At 69.9% G+C, this 15387-nt stretch carries 11 protein-coding genes and 1 tRNA gene; 6 read left to right on the forward strand and 6 right to left on the reverse strand.

Annotation, left to right across the window (positions count from 1 at the left end):
- The first annotated feature begins 13 nt into the window (after positions 1-13).
- The 4 genes from H180DRAFT_RS16425 to purM all read left to right on the forward strand — a co-directional run bounded on the left by H180DRAFT_RS16425 (position 14) and on the right by purM (position 4966).
- Positions 14-1039 (forward strand): LacI family DNA-binding transcriptional regulator, encoded by a 1026-nt coding sequence (locus H180DRAFT_RS16425; protein WP_055486824.1) that lies wholly within the window; start codon positions 14-16, stop codon positions 1037-1039.
- A 182-nt stretch (positions 1040-1221) separates the two neighbouring features.
- A complete protein-coding gene (locus tag H180DRAFT_RS16430; RefSeq protein WP_055486825.1) occupies positions 1222-2040 on the forward strand; it encodes a maleylpyruvate isomerase family mycothiol-dependent enzyme in 819 nt (272 codons plus the stop codon).
- Positions 2041-2219: 179 nt separating this feature from the next.
- Entirely contained in the window at positions 2220-3803 is a 1584-nt protein-coding gene (gene purF / locus H180DRAFT_RS16435; RefSeq protein ID WP_055486826.1) for an amidophosphoribosyltransferase, read from the forward strand.
- A 74-nt stretch (positions 3804-3877) separates the two neighbouring features.
- Complete coding sequence (gene purM, locus H180DRAFT_RS16440) at positions 3878-4966, forward strand: phosphoribosylformylglycinamidine cyclo-ligase (RefSeq protein ID WP_055486827.1); 1089 nt, start codon at positions 3878-3880, stop codon at positions 4964-4966.
- 149 nt (positions 4967-5115) lie between these two features.
- Here the strand turns inward: purM and H180DRAFT_RS16445 are convergent, their stop codons facing one another.
- Together H180DRAFT_RS16445 and H180DRAFT_RS16450 are read right to left on the reverse strand one after the other, a co-directional pair.
- On the reverse strand, positions 5116-5367 hold the full coding sequence (locus H180DRAFT_RS16445; RefSeq protein ID WP_055486828.1) for a DUF3073 domain-containing protein: 252 nt from the start codon (positions 5365-5367) through the stop codon (positions 5116-5118).
- Between the two features lie 258 nt (positions 5368-5625).
- Positions 5626-6756 (reverse strand): Leu/Phe/Val dehydrogenase, encoded by a 1131-nt coding sequence (locus H180DRAFT_RS16450; protein ID WP_055486891.1) that lies wholly within the window; start codon positions 6754-6756, stop codon positions 5626-5628.
- A 268-nt stretch (positions 6757-7024) separates the two neighbouring features.
- On the opposite strand from H180DRAFT_RS16450, the gene H180DRAFT_RS16455 reads away from it, so the two are divergent.
- A complete protein-coding gene (locus H180DRAFT_RS16455) occupies positions 7025-7900 on the forward strand; it encodes a DUF8083 family protein (RefSeq protein ID WP_055486829.1) in 876 nt (291 codons plus the stop codon).
- A gap of 539 nt (positions 7901-8439) precedes the next feature.
- Positions 8440-8646 (forward strand): developmental transcriptional regulator BldC, encoded by a 207-nt coding sequence (bldC, locus tag H180DRAFT_RS16460; RefSeq protein ID WP_027749187.1) that lies wholly within the window; start codon positions 8440-8442, stop codon positions 8644-8646.
- A gap of 578 nt (positions 8647-9224) precedes the next feature.
- Here bldC and H180DRAFT_RS30450 read toward each other — a convergent pair.
- The 4 genes from H180DRAFT_RS30450 to hrpA all read right to left on the reverse strand — a co-directional run bounded on the left by H180DRAFT_RS30450 (position 9225) and on the right by hrpA (position 15029).
- Entirely contained in the window at positions 9225-9401 is a 177-nt protein-coding gene (locus tag H180DRAFT_RS30450; RefSeq protein ID WP_254666047.1) for a DUF6274 family protein, read from the reverse strand.
- Between the two features lie 380 nt (positions 9402-9781).
- Positions 9782-10402 (reverse strand): dihydrofolate reductase family protein, encoded by a 621-nt coding sequence (locus tag H180DRAFT_RS16465; RefSeq protein WP_055486830.1) that lies wholly within the window; start codon positions 10400-10402, stop codon positions 9782-9784.
- A gap of 367 nt (positions 10403-10769) precedes the next feature.
- Positions 10770-10844, reverse strand: a tRNA-Asp gene (locus tag H180DRAFT_RS16470).
- A 90-nt stretch (positions 10845-10934) separates the two neighbouring features.
- Positions 10935-15029, reverse strand: a complete 4095-nt coding sequence (gene hrpA / locus H180DRAFT_RS16475) for an ATP-dependent RNA helicase HrpA (RefSeq protein ID WP_055486831.1) — start codon at positions 15027-15029, stop codon at positions 10935-10937.
- Positions 15030-15387: the final 358 nt, after the last annotated feature.

Below are 15387 nucleotides of genomic sequence, written 5' to 3' on the forward strand. Positions count from 1 at the left end.
CGAGGGGAGCGGAATGGGCGGGACGAGACTCAAGGACGTCGCGGAGCGGGCCGGCGTGTCCATCAAGACCGTCTCCAACGTCGTGCGCGGCAGTGTCCGCGTCGCCGAGCCCACCCGCCAGCGCGTGCTGAGCGCCATCCAGGAGCTCGACTACCGGCCCAACGTCTCCGCCCGCCACCTGCGCACCGGCCGCAGCGGCGTCATCGCCCTCGCCGTGCCGGAACTGGTCCAGCCGTACTTCGCGGAACTCGCGAAGGCCGTCATCGACGCCGCACGCGAGCACGACGTCTCCGTCCTCATAGAGGACACCGGCGGCGACCCCTCGGCCGAACTGCGCGTCGCCTGCGGCCTGTCCGACCCGCTCATCGACGGCGTGCTCCTCTCCCCGCAGCGGCTCGACCAGTCCACCCTCGCCCGCCGTGAACGGCGCGTGCCGCTCGTCCTGCTCGGCGAGCGCGACTACGAGGTGCCCGCGGACCACGTCCTCATCGACAACGTCCTCGCCGCGCAGGAGGCCACCGCCCACCTGATCGCCGGCGGACGGCGCCGCGTCGCGGCCGTCGGCTTCCAGGCCGACCCGCTCTTCACCACCTCGCAGCAGCGGGCCCGCGGCTACCTCAGGGCGCTGGAGTCCGCCGGCCTCCCGCACGATCCCGCACTGACGCCGCTCGTACCGGCCTTCACCCGTACCGACGGCATGACCGCGATGCGCGAACTCCTCGCCCTCCCGGAGCCGCCGGACGCCGTCTTCTGCTTCTCCGACCTGCTCGCCTCCGGGGCCGTGCGGGCCGTGTACGACGCGGGCCGCACCGTGCCGCACGACGTCGCGGTGATCGGCTTCGACGACATCGAGGAGACCCGGTTCAGCGTCCCCTCCCTCAGCACCGTGGCACCGGACAAGCACCAGGTCGCCAAGCTCGCCGTCGAGGCCCTGCTCGCCCGCATCGCCGGGGACCCGGAGGCGCCGCACACGACGCTGTACGCGGAGCACCGCCTGGTCGGGAGGGAGAGCACGGCCCGGCCCGCGGGAACGGCGTGACCGGCACGGGCCGGGGTCCGAACCGGTCCGAACCGGCCCGGCGCGGCCGCGAGCAGCCACCGCCCGCCCCACGCGGCTACCGCCCGCCCCGCGCAGCCACGGCCCTCCGCGAGTGGCCGGGCCCCGGGTGACCTGGCACGCTCCGCCCACCGGCCGTCCGTCCAGCGCCTAATCTCTTGACCATGCCGCCCGTCAAACGAAGCAAGGCCCCCGCAAGGCGCAATTACGACCCCGCACGTGTCCGTCAGGCGCTCATCGGCCAGGTCGAGGCCGTCACCGCCGCCGCGCACGCGCTCACCGACGAGCAGCGCGCCCGTCCCTCAGGTCTGCCCGGCTGGGACGTGCACCGTCTCCTCGTCCACATCGCGCTGCAGATCGACTCGGTGCCCCGCTTCCTCGCCGGTCCGGAGTCGAAGACCGCCGCCCCCGAGGTGGACCTGCCGACCTGGGCGCTGTCCACCGCAGGCGCCGCCGCCGAACTGGACCTGGAGACCCGCGAGGAGGCCGACCGCGCGGCCGCCGGCGGCGCCGCCCGCATCGACGAGGCCGTCGCACAGCTGGAGCCCGTGCTGGAGTCGGCGGTGCGCGAGGACCTGCTCATCCCGCACGGTGCCGGCGCGATGCGGATGCTCGACTTCACCGTGACGAGGCTCGTCGAACTCGTCGTCCACAGCGACGATCTGGCCCGTGCCACCGGCAGCGCCGTCACCTTCGACCGGCAGGCGCTCGCCGCCACGGTGCGGCTGCTTACCGACACCCTCGCCGTGAAGGCGCCCGGGGCCTCGGTGGAGGTGCGGGTGCCGCCGTTCGCGGTCGTCCAGTGCGTCGAGGGCCCGCGGCACACTCGCGGCACCCCGCCCAATGTCGTCGAGACCGACCCGCTCACCTGGATCAGACTCGCCACCGGACGGGTCGGCTGGGACGAGGCCCGCAAGGCGGCGGTGGTCTCCGCGAGCGGTGAACGGGCCGATCTCAGCGGCCAGTTGCCCCTGCTGGGCTGAGCGCGGGGAGCCGTACCGGAACCGGCCGGCGCACGTCGCGGAACAACGCGGAGGACCGGCCTCCGCCTTGCCCGCGGCCTCGTCACCACAGGTAGCGGCCGTGTCACCCGATTCCCCCCTCCGGGTCCGGAGGTGTCCCCGATTCGGAGCAACGCGCCTCCTGTCCTAGACTCGGGGGCGTGCCACGTGGTGACGGACGACTAAGTCACGATCTTCTTCCCTCCGAGAAGGGCCCCCAGGACGCTTGCGGCGTCTTCGGCGTGTGGGCTCCCGGGGAAGAGGTCGCGAAGCTCACGTATTTCGGTCTGTACGCGCTGCAGCACCGCGGTCAGGAGTCCGCGGGCATCGCAGTCAGCAACGGCTCACAGATCCTGGTCTTCAAGGACATGGGCCTTGTCTCCCAGGTCTTCGACGAGACCTCCCTCGGCTCTCTCCGCGGCCACATCGCGGTCGGGCACGCCCGTTACTCGACGACGGGCGCGTCCGTGTGGGAGAACGCCCAGCCCACCTTCCGTGCCACCGGGCACGGCTCGATCGCGCTGGGTCACAACGGCAACCTGGTCAACACCGCCGAACTCGCGGAGCTGGTGGCCGCGCAGTCGACGGAGAGCAGCGGCCGGGCCACGCGCGTCGCGGCCACCAACGACACCGACCTGGTGACCGCCCTCCTCGCCGGGCAGACCGACGAGGACGGCCGCCCGCTCACCGTCGAGCAGGCGGCCCCCGTGGTGCTGCCACAGGTGAAGGGCGCCTTCTCGTTCGTCTTCATGGACGAGCACACGCTCTACGCGGCCCGCGACGCGCAGGGCGTGCGTCCCCTCGTCCTCGGGCGGCTGGAGCGCGGCTGGGTCGTCGCGAGCGAGACGTCGGCGCTGGACATCGTGGGCGCGAGCTTCATCCGGGAGGTCGAGCCGGGCGAGATGATCGCCGTGGACGAGGAAGGCCTCCGCTCCACCCGGTTCGCGGAAGCGAAACCCAAGGGCTGCGTCTTCGAATACGTCTACCTGGCCCGCCCGGACACCGACATCGCCGGGAGGAACGTTTACCTCTCCCGCGTCGAGATGGGCCGCAAGCTCGCGGCCGAGGCGCCCGCCGACGCCGATCTGGTCATAGCGACACCGGAGTCCGGCACCCCCGCCGCGATCGGCTACGCCGAGGCGAGCGGCATCCCGTACGGCAGCGGCCTGGTCAAGAACAGTTACGTGGGCCGCACGTTCATCCAGCCGAGCCAGACGATCCGGCAGCTCGGCATCCGCCTGAAGCTCAACCCGCTGAAGGAGGTCATCAGCGGCAAGCGCCTCGTGGTCGTGGACGACTCGATCGTCCGCGGCAACACTCAGCGCGCCCTGGTGCGGATGCTGCGCGAGGCCGGTGCGGCCGAGGTCCACGTGCGGATCTCCTCCCCGCCCATCAAGTGGCCGTGCTTCTTCGGCATCGACTTCGCCACCCGTGCCGAGCTGATCGCGAACGGCCTGACCGTCGACGAGATCGGCAAATCCCTCGGCGCGGACTCCCTGGCGTACATCTCCATCGACGGCATGACCGAGGCGACGACGATCCCCAAGTCGCAGCTGTGCCGGGCCTGCTTCGACGGCGAGTACCCGATGCCGCTGCCCGATCCCGAACTGCTGGGCAAGCACCTGCGCGAGCCGGACGCGGCCGGCGGCCGGCACGGCACCGAGCAGCCCTCCGTCCCCGACGTCGACGGCGTGGGCACCCTCACCGCGGGAGTCGGCGGCACCGACGCCCTGCGGCGCCCGTAGCCGCGCAGCCCGTCCCGGCCCACAGGCCCGCGGACGCCCGCCCGCTTCCCCCACGACCCGAAAGAGCCGATCCGATGCCTGCCGAGTCTGCCGAGCCCGCTGGATCCGCCGGCGCCACCTACGCCGCCGCCGGCGTGGACATCGAGGCGGGCGACCGCGCCGTCCAGCTGATGAAGGAATGGGTGAAGAAGGCCCAGCGCCCCGAGTCCGTGGGCACGCTCGGCGGCTTCGCCGGCCTCTTCGACGCCTCCGTCCTCAAGCGGTACGACCGTCCCCTGCTGGCCTCGGCGACCGACGGCGTCGGCACGAAGGTCGCGATCGCACAGCGCATGGACCAGCACGACAGCATCGGCCACGACCTTGTCGCGATGGTCGTGGACGACCTGGTGGTCTGCGGCGCCGAGCCGCTGTTCATGACCGACTACATCTGCGTCGGGAAGGTCGTCCCCGAACGGGTCGCCCAGATCGTCAAGGGCATCGCCGAGGGCTGCGTCCTGGCGGGCTGCGCGCTGGTGGGCGGCGAGACCGCCGAGCACCCGGGCCTCCTCGGACCGGACGAGTACGACGTCGCGGGCGCCGGCACGGGCGTCGTCGAGGCCGATGCGGTGCTGGGCGCGGATCGTATCCGTACGGGGGACGCCGTGATCGCCATGGCCTCCTCCGGCCTTCACTCGAACGGGTACTCGCTGGTGAGGCACGTGCTCTTCGAACGCGCGGGCTGGGCCCTGGAGAGGCAGGTGCCGGAGTTCGGCCGCACCCTCGGCGAGGAACTGCTGGAGCCCACCAAGATCTACTCGCTGGACTGCCTCGCCCTGACCCGCACCACGCAGGTACACGCCTTCTCGCACATCACCGGCGGCGGACTGGCCGGCAACCTCGCGCGGGTCGTGCCCGAGGAACTGCAGGCCCGCGTCGACCGCGCGACGTGGACGCCGGGCCCGGTGTTCGACCTGGTCGGCCGCGCGGGGAACATCGCGCGCAACGAACTGGAGAGCGCTCTGAACATGGGCGTCGGCATGGTCGCCGTCGTGCCGCAGGAATCCGCCGAAGCCGCGCTCACCACTCTTGCCGACCGGGGAGTGGAGGCCTGGGTGGCGGGAGAGATCACCGAGCGCCCGGCGGGCGGCGAAGCCGTGACGCTCACCGGTGACTATGCGGCGTGACCCGGACGCCCCCGCGGGCGTGGTGGCCGCTGCGATCACGCCGGTCTGCGCGGCACGTCACGAGCGGCGATGCGAGACGTACGCGCACGCCCCGGAACAGCACAGAACCCGGTCCGGCTGATGCCGGACCGGGCAGGGATCTGTGGACGTCAGCTCCGGCGCCGTTGCGCCGAAGAATCGGAGGACCCGCCTTCGTCCTCCTCGTCGTTGTACACGTCCGCGTACTGTGCGTACGGGTCGTCGTCACGCTCATCGTCCGCGAAGCGGTCGCCGTTCGGCGGCTCGTTCGACGTCGATGCGCCCAGCTCCTCAGCCAGGCGCGAGAGGTCCGTCCCACCGCTGTTGTACTTCAGCTGGCGGGCGACCTTCGTCTGCTTGGCCTTGGCCCGGCCGCGCCCCATGGCTCGACCCCCTCAACGACGGGGCTCGACGGCCCCAGAGTCTTGACACGCGTTCACAATTCAGAGCGGACCCTCGAAGGAGAGACCGGCCCGTAGGGCTTCAACGGTACCTGCTTCCGCCGCCGTACGGTACGCCGCCCGCACGACACGGCCGCCGGCAGACGCGTCCGGTGGCTCTCTCTTCGCTGGTCAGCTCTTATTTTACCGTGCGTCCGAGTGTCGACCCGCCGAGGGGTCGTGAGAAGACCCCCGGCAGCCTCAGCTTCCGGACTTCCCCGGACCTTCACCGCCCGGTCCGCCGTTCGCCATACGCATCTCTGCGATGCGGTCCGCAGCCGCGGCCGGCGGTACTCCGTCCGCGGCTGCCCGCTCGAAGATCGAAAGCGTGGTGTCGTAGATCTTTGCAGCCTTTGCTTTGGCACGTGCGAAGTCGAAGCCGAGGAGCTCGTCCGCGACCTGGATCACGCCGCCGGCGTTGACGACGTAGTCCGGCGCGTAGAGGATCCCGCGGTCGGCGAGGTCCTTCTCCACACCCGGGTGGGCCAGCTGGTTGTTGGCGGCCCCGCACACGGCCTGGGCGGTCAGGACCGGAACGGACTCGTCGTCGAGCGCTCCGCCGAGGGCGCAGGGCGAGTAGACGTCGAGCCCGTCGAAGCGGACCAGCGCTGCCGCGTCCGCGACGGCCTCGACCTCCGGGTGCGAGGAGCGCACCCGCTCCACCGCTTCGGGCCGCACGTCCGTGACGACCACGCGGGCGCCGTCCTCGAGCAGGTGCCCGACCAGGTGATGGCCGACCTTGCCGACGCCCGCGATGCCGACCGTGCGGCCGCGGAGCGCAGGAGCCCCCCACAGGTGCTGGGCGCAGGCGCGCATGCCCTGGTAGACGCCGAAGGCCGTGAGCACCGAGGAGTCGCCCGCTCCGCCCCGCTCGGGGGAGCGTCCCGTCGTCCAGGGGCACTCGCGGGCGATCACGTCCATGTCCTGCACGTACGTGCCCACGTCGCAGGCCGTGACGTAGCGGCCGCCCAGCGAGGCCACGAAACGGCCGTAGGCGAGGAGCAGCTCCTCCGTCTTGATCTTCTCCGGATCGCCGATGATCACGGCCTTGCCACCGCCGTGGGGGAGGCCGGCCATCGCGTTCTTGTACGACATGCCGCGGGCGAGGTTCAGCGCGTCCATGAGGGCGGCTTCCTCGGGCTGCTCCTCCCCCGGGTAGGCGTGGAACCTCGTCCCGCCCAGGCCGGGCCCGAGTGCGGTGGAGTGGAGGGCGATGACGGCCTTCAGGCCGCTGGCCCGGTCCTGGCACAGCACGACTTGCTCGTGCCCGCCGAGCTCGGACCGGAAGAGAGTCCGCAGAATCCCTGTGCCGCTCGCTCCGTCGGCGCTGATGGTGGGCGCCGGGGCGGGCCGCGGGGAGGGACGTACGTCAGCCACGGTGGTGACTCCTGATGTCGGGTTGTACGCCCTCTTGGTCGCCGTCCGGGCTTGTGACGCGCACGGCGGGGAGGGCCGGTCGAGAGCAGGGTACGACCTGCGCGCGGCCGGATCGTTGCGGTGCCACGATCGGTGGTAGTCAACTGTCTTCGGGACCCGCCCGGCACGGCGCGGGCCGGGGCTCCTGACGGAGCCCGATTTCGCGAATTCTGGAGGAGAACGCGTGGGTCAGCAGGCGTCGGTCATCGTCCCGTACGCGGCGTATCTGCGGGTGTACGAGCCACTGGCCGCGTTCCCCGAGCCGGAGCGTGCGCACTGGGTGCGGTACGCGAAGCGGGACCGGGTGCCCACCGCCCAGGACGAGTTGAGGCGTTCGCTGGCCGATCTGCTTCCGGTGCCGCCGGTTGCGGTGCCGGTGCGCGAGAGCGCGGACGCCTTCGTGGCGGAGGTGGACGGTGTGGTCTGCGTGTGCCCCTGGCGGACGCGGCTGCGCGGCTGGCAGGCGCTTGCAGCGCTCTCGCAGGCGGCGGGTGAACAGGAGGTTGCGATGCCGCAGACGGTGCTGGACGCGGCCGTTCCGCCCGTGGTGCGCCGGCAGGCCGCAGCGGACTATGAGCGCTGGTTGACGCGCAATCCGGATGCCCGTCCGTGGATCCGCACGGCGCTGTGGCACGTGCCCGTGCGCTGGTTCGTTCTTTTTTCTTCGGAAGAGAAAGAGTTTGCGAAGCCCGGAAGCGGTGAGGAGAGCGTTCAGCAGTTCGTCCTCCGCTATCGCACCCCGATGGTCGAGGCGAGGCGTCGCCTCGCCCGCGGTCTGAAGGTTCTCCGCGAGGAGTTGGAGGAGGGGCCGCTCGTCGACGGGCTGGTCGACGTGGGCAGATGGCTGGAGGAATTCCATCCGCGGTCCCTCGTCGAACTGGACTACGGCGGTCTGGCGCACGCGATCTCTGAGGAGCAGCTTGCGGACGACGACTCCGCCGCGGATGTGGCGGAGGGAATCGCGGCACTGCGCGCAGGGGACGGGGAGCGGGCCGGCGTCGCCTACGAGCGGCTCACGGACCGCTGGCGGGCTGTGAGAGAACTGCAGTTCGCCAACTGACTACGCGGGTTCGGTCCGTGAGGTTCATGTGCACGGTTGTGTTCGTGAACTGAACGCGGACGGGGGCCTACGGGGTGGTGCACGTCACGGACCTCCAGGACCAAGGTCCCGAAAGGGGCCAAAGCCTCAAGCGTGACGGACAGCACTTTCTTGGGCCTTGCTCTCAGAGCCGTCCCTCGTGTCAAAATAGGACAAGGAGTTCGACGGGGGCTCCATCCATCCAACTGTGGTCGGAAAGATCGGTATTGCCCACCTTGGTGGGGCTGGTGCCAGTTGGTCACGCTGTGACTGTTCGTCACGGCGGTGTGACTGTCCGCTATGGGCTGGTCCATCGGCTTCCGTCGAGGTTCACCACCTCAGAGGGCAATTCCATCGGTTTGGCCGCCGTGGCTGGACAGATGGTGTAGTTGTAGTGCCGAGGACAAGCCGTTCGTCCTATAACCGACTCGGCTCGCGTAGGTCCATATCGGGCAACGCGGGCCAAGGTGCAGAATTTTGGGAAAGAACCGTATGGTTCGGTTCCTTCGAGGAGGCCGCTCATGACCGCTCGCACCCCTGATGCCGAGCCGCTGTTGACCCCGGCGGAGGTTGCCACGATGTTCCGCGTGGACCCGAAGACGGTCACACGCTGGGCAAAGGCAGGCAAGCTCACGTCGATCCGCACGCTCGGTGGTCATCGCCGATACCGCGAGGCGGAGGTGCGCGCACTGCTGGCGGGCATCCCGCAGCAGCGCAGTGAGGTTTGATCAGACGAAATAACTGCATATACGGGCGTATTCGGGGCCCTCATCCCCGATCGGCGCCCGAGGCAACAGACGTCAGGCAACTGTCCCCAACGGTGCTTGATCGTTGATCGCGCTGGACTCCGCCGGGTCCGGCGCGATCTTTTTGTGTCCGGATCTGCCGTGTCCGGACTGGTCGTGCCCGGAGCCGCGGCATGCCGGACCGGTGCCGACGGGTGGGAAACCGCATGGTCGGCAGGGGTCCGACTGGTGTTGCGCGAGGGCGAGTTGGCACGCCGGCAGGACTGCTTCGGACGGCCGGGACGCCGATGAGTCCCAGTGCAATTGCACATATTAAATTGGCCGGTGATGAGAAGGGCATATGGTCCCGTGCGCCCGGAACCGGAGCGGTGACTCCTGTCACACCTGATGTCGGTTGTGGAGAACGATCATTCTCCTATATCAGGACGGACTCGTCGCCCGGTTCTTCGCAGCTTCACAGTCCGCCACCGAACGCCCTTATGCGGAACGGGCGTTGAGTAGTTGGACGCGGCAGGTGGTGCGCGTCGGCCCCTGGGGGAGTCCGGGGGCGGTCCTTCTGCTCACTCCGCGGGCCTGCCCGCAGGCTCCTCCGCCGCGTGTTCCATCGCCAGGCGCTGCAGTCGGTGGCAGACGGGGCAGTGGTGTGTCACGTGCCGGTAGCGGGTGGCAGCCGCCAGGTGTGCACGCAGCAGCGCCTTCGTCTCATGTCGCCGAGCACGGCGCGGAGTTGTCCCCATTGATGCCCCACCTCCCTTTACGAGAAGTACCGGCCGGGCGGTTGGCCGTCAAGGAGTGCTGAGCGGGGCGCACGCAGCACCGGGCACGGCGCACGGACGGCTGCGGAAGCCGCTGACAGCGCTTGTGGCGGCTCGGGCGCAGGGCTGACGAGGTGTCACGTCATCGCGCACCCTGGGGCCCCGTATGCCGCTTCACAGCGCCGCAGCAGGGCTGCCGGCCCCGCACCACAGCGCCGCAGCCCGCCCCTGTGTACGGGACGGGCTGCGGCGCTGCTTGTGCCTTGCTCGACGGAGTCGAGTGTCAGGTTGATCATCACTGCAGTCGTCGTCGAGGGGCGTCATCGAAGCCAGACCGTAGTTGTGAGTGGCACCGCCTTCTCTCAGGACAGCACGCGATAGGTCATGTGTGTGACCGAGTTCCCTGCTCGCGACTCCACCTGCTCAAGATTCAGTGACGGCACGCCATCGAACAGCCGTGTGCCGGCGCCGAGCGTGAACGGCACGATGTGTAGCCGAAGCTCGTCGATCGCGCCTGCGGCGAGGTACTGGTTGATGGTGGTCGCACCCCCGTGAATCGACACGTTGCGGTCCCCGGCCGCCTCGCGAGCCTGCCGCAGTGCGGATTCGATGCCGTCGGTGACGAAGTGGAACGTGGTGCCGCCGTCCATCGGTTGCGGGTCGCGTGGGTGGTGGGTGAGCACGAAGACCGGTGCGTGGTACGGCGGATTGTCGCCCCACCAGCCCTTCCACTGCCGATCCCACGCACCGCGTACGGGGCCGAACATGTTGCGCCCCATGATGAAGGCGCCGAACTCCGTCAGCCGGTCGAGCTCTGCCTGCCGCGTCTCCGCGGTTGCGAACATCCAGCCGTGCAACCGGTCTCCCCAGCCGTCTCCGGCGTCGTCGCCGAACGGGCGCTGCTCGGACTGATTGAGCCCGGCCGCGTAGCCATCGACGGAGATCGAGAGGTCGCAGGTCACCCTGCCCAAACGCTTGGTCACTGCACCATCCTCCTGGTGGCGAGCTTCCGTCGCCTCAAGGTGAGCCGCCTGGTCCTGGTAACTACCGAGGCAGACCGTTCCGGGACTGCGAACTCATCGCACGGCCCCAAGCGCCGTTTTCGCCGCTGCTCAACAGCCCGCAGCGACCTCTGTGAACTGGAGTGATCACAACTCTCGCCGGGGACAGACAGCCAGCGGTGCTCGGTCGCCCGGCCGACACCCACGACCGCATCCGCCGCGACCGCATCGACACCAGCTGCGACCACCAGCCCCCCGCCGACCACCCCACAGCGACGGCACACAACAAAACTCCCGGACCCACATACCGTGGGTCCGGGAGTTTCCGATGTCCTGAGACATCACACTGCGGTCCTGACGGGATTTGAACCCGCGGCCTCCACCTTGACAGGGTGGCGAGCACTCCAAACTGCTCCACAGGACCTTGTCCGCACCCGGCGTCCGGGCGCGAGCGAGACTCTACAGCAGCCCGACGAGCGGAGCGAACTCACCTTGTGCGACGGGTTCGTCACCCTCACGGCGCTGCCGCATCCACCGCCTTCATGATGCGTTTGTCCGAGACCGAGTAGGCGGTGCCCAGGGCGTGGGCGTAGTAGCTGACGCGCAGCTCCTCGATCATCCAGCGGATCTCAAGCGCCGCCTGCGGCACGGGACGTCCGCGAGGGAACTGCTCGAGCAGCCAGAGGTATTCGTCCTGCATCTCCTGAACCTTCGCCATCCGCGTGCGGTCGCGTTCGGCGTTGTTCGGCATCTGCTGCAGACGGCGGTCGGCGGCGACGAGATAGCGCAGCAGGTCCGGCAGCCGGGCCGCGCCGTGCCGGGTGACGAAGCCGGGGCAGACCAGGTCGGCGAGCTGCCGGCGGACGTCCTCGGCGGACTCCGCGAGGGCAGGGCTCGTGACGCCGCGCAGACGCTGCTCGCAGGAGTGCCAGGCGGCAAGCACCTCCTGAACCTGCTTGACCGTCTTGAGCGTGGCGTCGACCAGATCCGTACGTACGGCGTCGAAAAGCTTCCGGAAGGCCTCCTCGTCCCACGCCGGACCGCCGTGCCCTGCGATGAGGTGGTCGGCGGCGGCCGTGACGCAGTCCTCGAAGAGCGCCTGCACGCTGCCGTGAGGGGACCGCGAGAGGGCGAGCTTCTGCGGGTTGGACAGCTTCGAGGCGGCGAACTTGGCAGGGTCGGAAGGGATGTTGAGCAGGATCAGCCGGCGCGTCCCGCGCCACATGGCCTGCTGCTGCTCGGCCTCGGTGTCGAAGAGGTGAACGGAGACGGAGTCGCCGTCGTCCACCAGCGCCGGGTAGGCCTTCACGGGCTGGCTGCCGACCGTGCCCTTCCCGCCCGACGCCCGGGGACGCGTCTCGAAGACGCGGGGCAGGGAACCTATCGTCCACTCGGTCAGACCCTTGCGTGAGGAGAGGGCAGGTGCCGCGTCCCCCGGGCCGGATGCGGGCGCCTGCGCGGAAGGTGACTTCGCCCCCCGCTCCCGCTCACCCTTCCGCTGGGCGCGTGCGGACGACTCGAAGGCGCGCGCGATGGCGGCCTGCGTCTTGTCCCGCAGCCGGTGCTGCAGTTCCTCCAGGTCCTTGGACTCGGCAAGGGTGCGGCGCCGTTCGTCCGTGACCCGGAAGGTGACCTTGAGGTGGTCGGGCACCTTCCCCGGGTCGAAGTCGCCTGCCTCGAAGGGCACTCCGACCATGCCCCGCAGCTCACGGGCCATCGCGGTGGTCAGCGGCTCCTGCCCGGGCGTGGCGACGCGCAGGAAACGCGCGGCGAAGTCCGGAGCGGGGACGTAGTGCCGCCGGACGGCCTTGGGCAGCGAGCGGATGAGCTCCGTGACGAGGCTTTCGCGCAGGCCGGGGATCTGCCAGTCGAATCCCGCCGGCGTGATCTGGTTGAGGACCTGGAGCGGGACGTGCACCGTCACGCCGTCCGCGTCCGTGCCGGGCTCGAACTGGTAGGTGACGCGCAGCGTGAGGTCGCCCTGCTGCCACACGTCCGGATAGTCGCTGCGGCTGATCTCCTCCGCCTGCTCGTTGATGAGCATCGACTTCTCGAAGTTGAGCAGGTCGGCGTCCTCATGCCGTTGCTTCTTCCACCAGGCGTCGAAGTGGGCGCCGGAGACCACGTGTCCGGGGACGCGCTCGTCGTAGAAGTCGTACAGCGTCTCGTCGTCGACGAGGATGTCGCGGCGGCGCGCGCGGTGTTCCAACTCCTCGACCTCGTCGAGGAGTTTGCGATTGTCATGGAAGAAACGGTGGTGCGTGCGCCAGTCGCCCTCGACCAGGGCGTGCCGGATGAACAGGTCACGGCACGTCTCCGGGTCGATGCGGCCGTAGTTGACCTTGCGCTGGGCCACGAGCGGCACCCCGTAGAGCGTCACGCGCTCGTACGCCATCACCGCCGCCTGCTTCTGCTCCCAGTGCGGCTCGCTGTAGGTGCGCTTCACCAGGTGCTCGGCGAGCGGCTCGATCCACTCGGGCTCGACCTTGGCGTTGACGCGGGCCCACAGGCGCGAGGTCTCCACGAGCTCCGCGGACATCAGCCAGCGCGGCTGCTTCTTGAAGAGCGACGAGCCGGGGAAGACGGCGAACTTGGCGCTGCGCGCGCCGAGATACTCGTTCTTGTCGGTGTCCTTGAGCCCGATGTGCGAGAGGAGGCCGGCCAGCAGCGACTGGTGCACGGCGTCGGCCGGCGCCTCCCGGTCGGAACCGGCCGGGAGGATGTCCATCGCTTTGGCCACCTGGCGCAGTTGCGCGTAGATGTCCTGCCACTCCCGTATACGCAGGTAGTTGAGGAACTCCGCCTTGCACATGCGGCGGAAGGCGGACGAGGACAGTGCCTTCTGCTGCTCGCGCACGTAGCGCCACAGATTGAGGAACGCGAGGAAGTCGCTGCCCTCTTCGCGGAAGCGCGCGTGCTGCTGGTCCGCCTGCTGCTGCTTGTCCGAGGGGCGCTCGCGCGGGTCCTGGATCGAAAGGGCCGCAACGATCACCATCACCTCACGCACGCAGCCGTTCCGCTCCGCCTCCAGCACCATGCGGGCCAGCCGCGGGTCGACGGGGAGCTGCGCGAGCTTGCGGCCGGTGCCGGTGAGGCGCTTGCCGCCGTCCTTCGACGCGCGGGAGGCGGCGGAGGTGCCGAACGCGTGCAGTTCCTCGAGGAGTTGGACGCCCGCCTTGATGCTGCGGTGGTCCGGGGGGTCGATGAAGGGGAACTTCTCGATGTCCCCGAGGCCGGCCGCGGTCATCTGGAGGATGACGGAGGCCAGGTTCGTGCGCAGGATCTCGGCGTCCGTGAACTCGGGACGGGAGAGGAAGTCCTCCTCGGAGTAGAGCCGGATGCAGATCCCGTCGGACGTACGGCCGCAGCGGCCCTTCCGCTGGTTGGCGCTGGCCTGGCTGACCGGTTCGATGGGCAGCCGCTGGACCTTCGTGCGGTGGCTGTAACGGGAGATGCGGGCGGTGCCCGGGTCCACGACGTACTTGATGCCGGGCACCGTGAGGGAGGTCTCCGCGACGTTCGTGGCCAGGACGACGCGGCGCCCCTGGTGACTCTGGAAGACGCGGTGCTGCTCGGCGTGGGAGAGCCGGGCGTAGAGGGGAAGGATCTCCGTGCCGCCGGCGGCTCCCGCGGCGCCTCCCTTGCGCCCCCTGCCGGCGATGCGTTTCTCCAGCGCGTCCGCCGTGTCCCGGATCTCGCGCTCGCCGGAGAGGAAGACGAGGATGTCGCCCGGGCCCTCGGCCTGCAGCTCGTCGACCGCGTCGCAGACGGCCGTGGTCTGGTCGCGGTCCTTTTCGTCGGAGTCCGCTTCGAGCAGCGGTCTGTAGCGCACCTCCACGGGGTACGTGCGTCCGCTGACCTCGACGATCGGCGCGTCGCCGAAGTGCCGTGAGAAACGCTCCGGGTCGATCGTCGCCGAGGTGATGACGACCTTCAACTCCGGGCGTCTGGGCAGCAGCTGGGCGAGATAGCCCAGCAGGAAGTCGATGTTGAGGCTGCGCTCGTGCGCCTCGTCGATGATGATCGTGTCGTACCGGAGAAGATCGCGGTCCTGCTGGATCTCGGCAAGCAGGATGCCGTCCGTCATCAGCTTGACCAGGGTGTTCTCCCCGACCTGGTCCGTGAAACGGACCTTCCAGCCGACGGCCTCGCCCAGCGGCGACCTCAGCTCGTGGGCGACGCGCTCGGCGACCGTGCGTGCGGCGAGCCGGCGTGGCTGGGTGTGGCCGATGACGCCGTGGATGCCGCGGCCCAGCTCCATGCAGATCTTCGGGATCTGCGTCGTCTTGCCCGAACCGGTCTCGCCCGCGACGATCACGACCTGGTGGTCCCGTACCGCCTCGAGGATCTCGTCCTTCTTGCGGCTGACCGGAAGCTGCTCCGGATACGAGATCGCGGGCCGCGACTCACGGCGAGACGTGACCGTCAGCTCGGAGTCGTCCATGGCCGCGGAGATCTCCGCGAGGACCGCCTCGCGGGCCTCGGGCTTGCGGATCTTGCGCGCGCCGTCGAGGCGCCGCCCCAGCCGCCGGCGGTCGCGCAGCATCAGCTCGGGCAGGCGCTCGCGCAGAGCGTCGATGGACGGGGAGGGGGACGTGGATGTCGGCATACCGGATCCAGGATCGCATTTCACCGAATCCAGCGGCCAGCCAATTCCCCCGGCGTCCGGCTGTGCGCGTCCTGCTGCCCCGCGGGTGCGGGCCCGGGCCAGTGCCGCCCGGGGTGCGGAAGCGCATGCGGCGGGGTCGGGCGACCGCACGGAGACACCGGAACAGGGGTCACAAAGCCCCTGAAAGGCACAAACCGCTCCTAAGGTTGCGCACATGAGCGAACCGCGCGAGCCGGAACCGGACGATCCGAGTGATCCGCGCGACGAGCGTGATCTGCGGGGTCCGCGCGACGGGCGTGAACCGGGGGGTCCGCGCGTCTCGGGTTCGGGCGGTTCGGGCACCTCTGGCGGTTCGGGT

It is taken from the genome of Streptomyces sp. WMMB 322, assembly GCF_900090145.1.
Classification (GTDB): Bacteria; Actinomycetota; Actinomycetes; order Streptomycetales; family Streptomycetaceae; genus Streptomyces.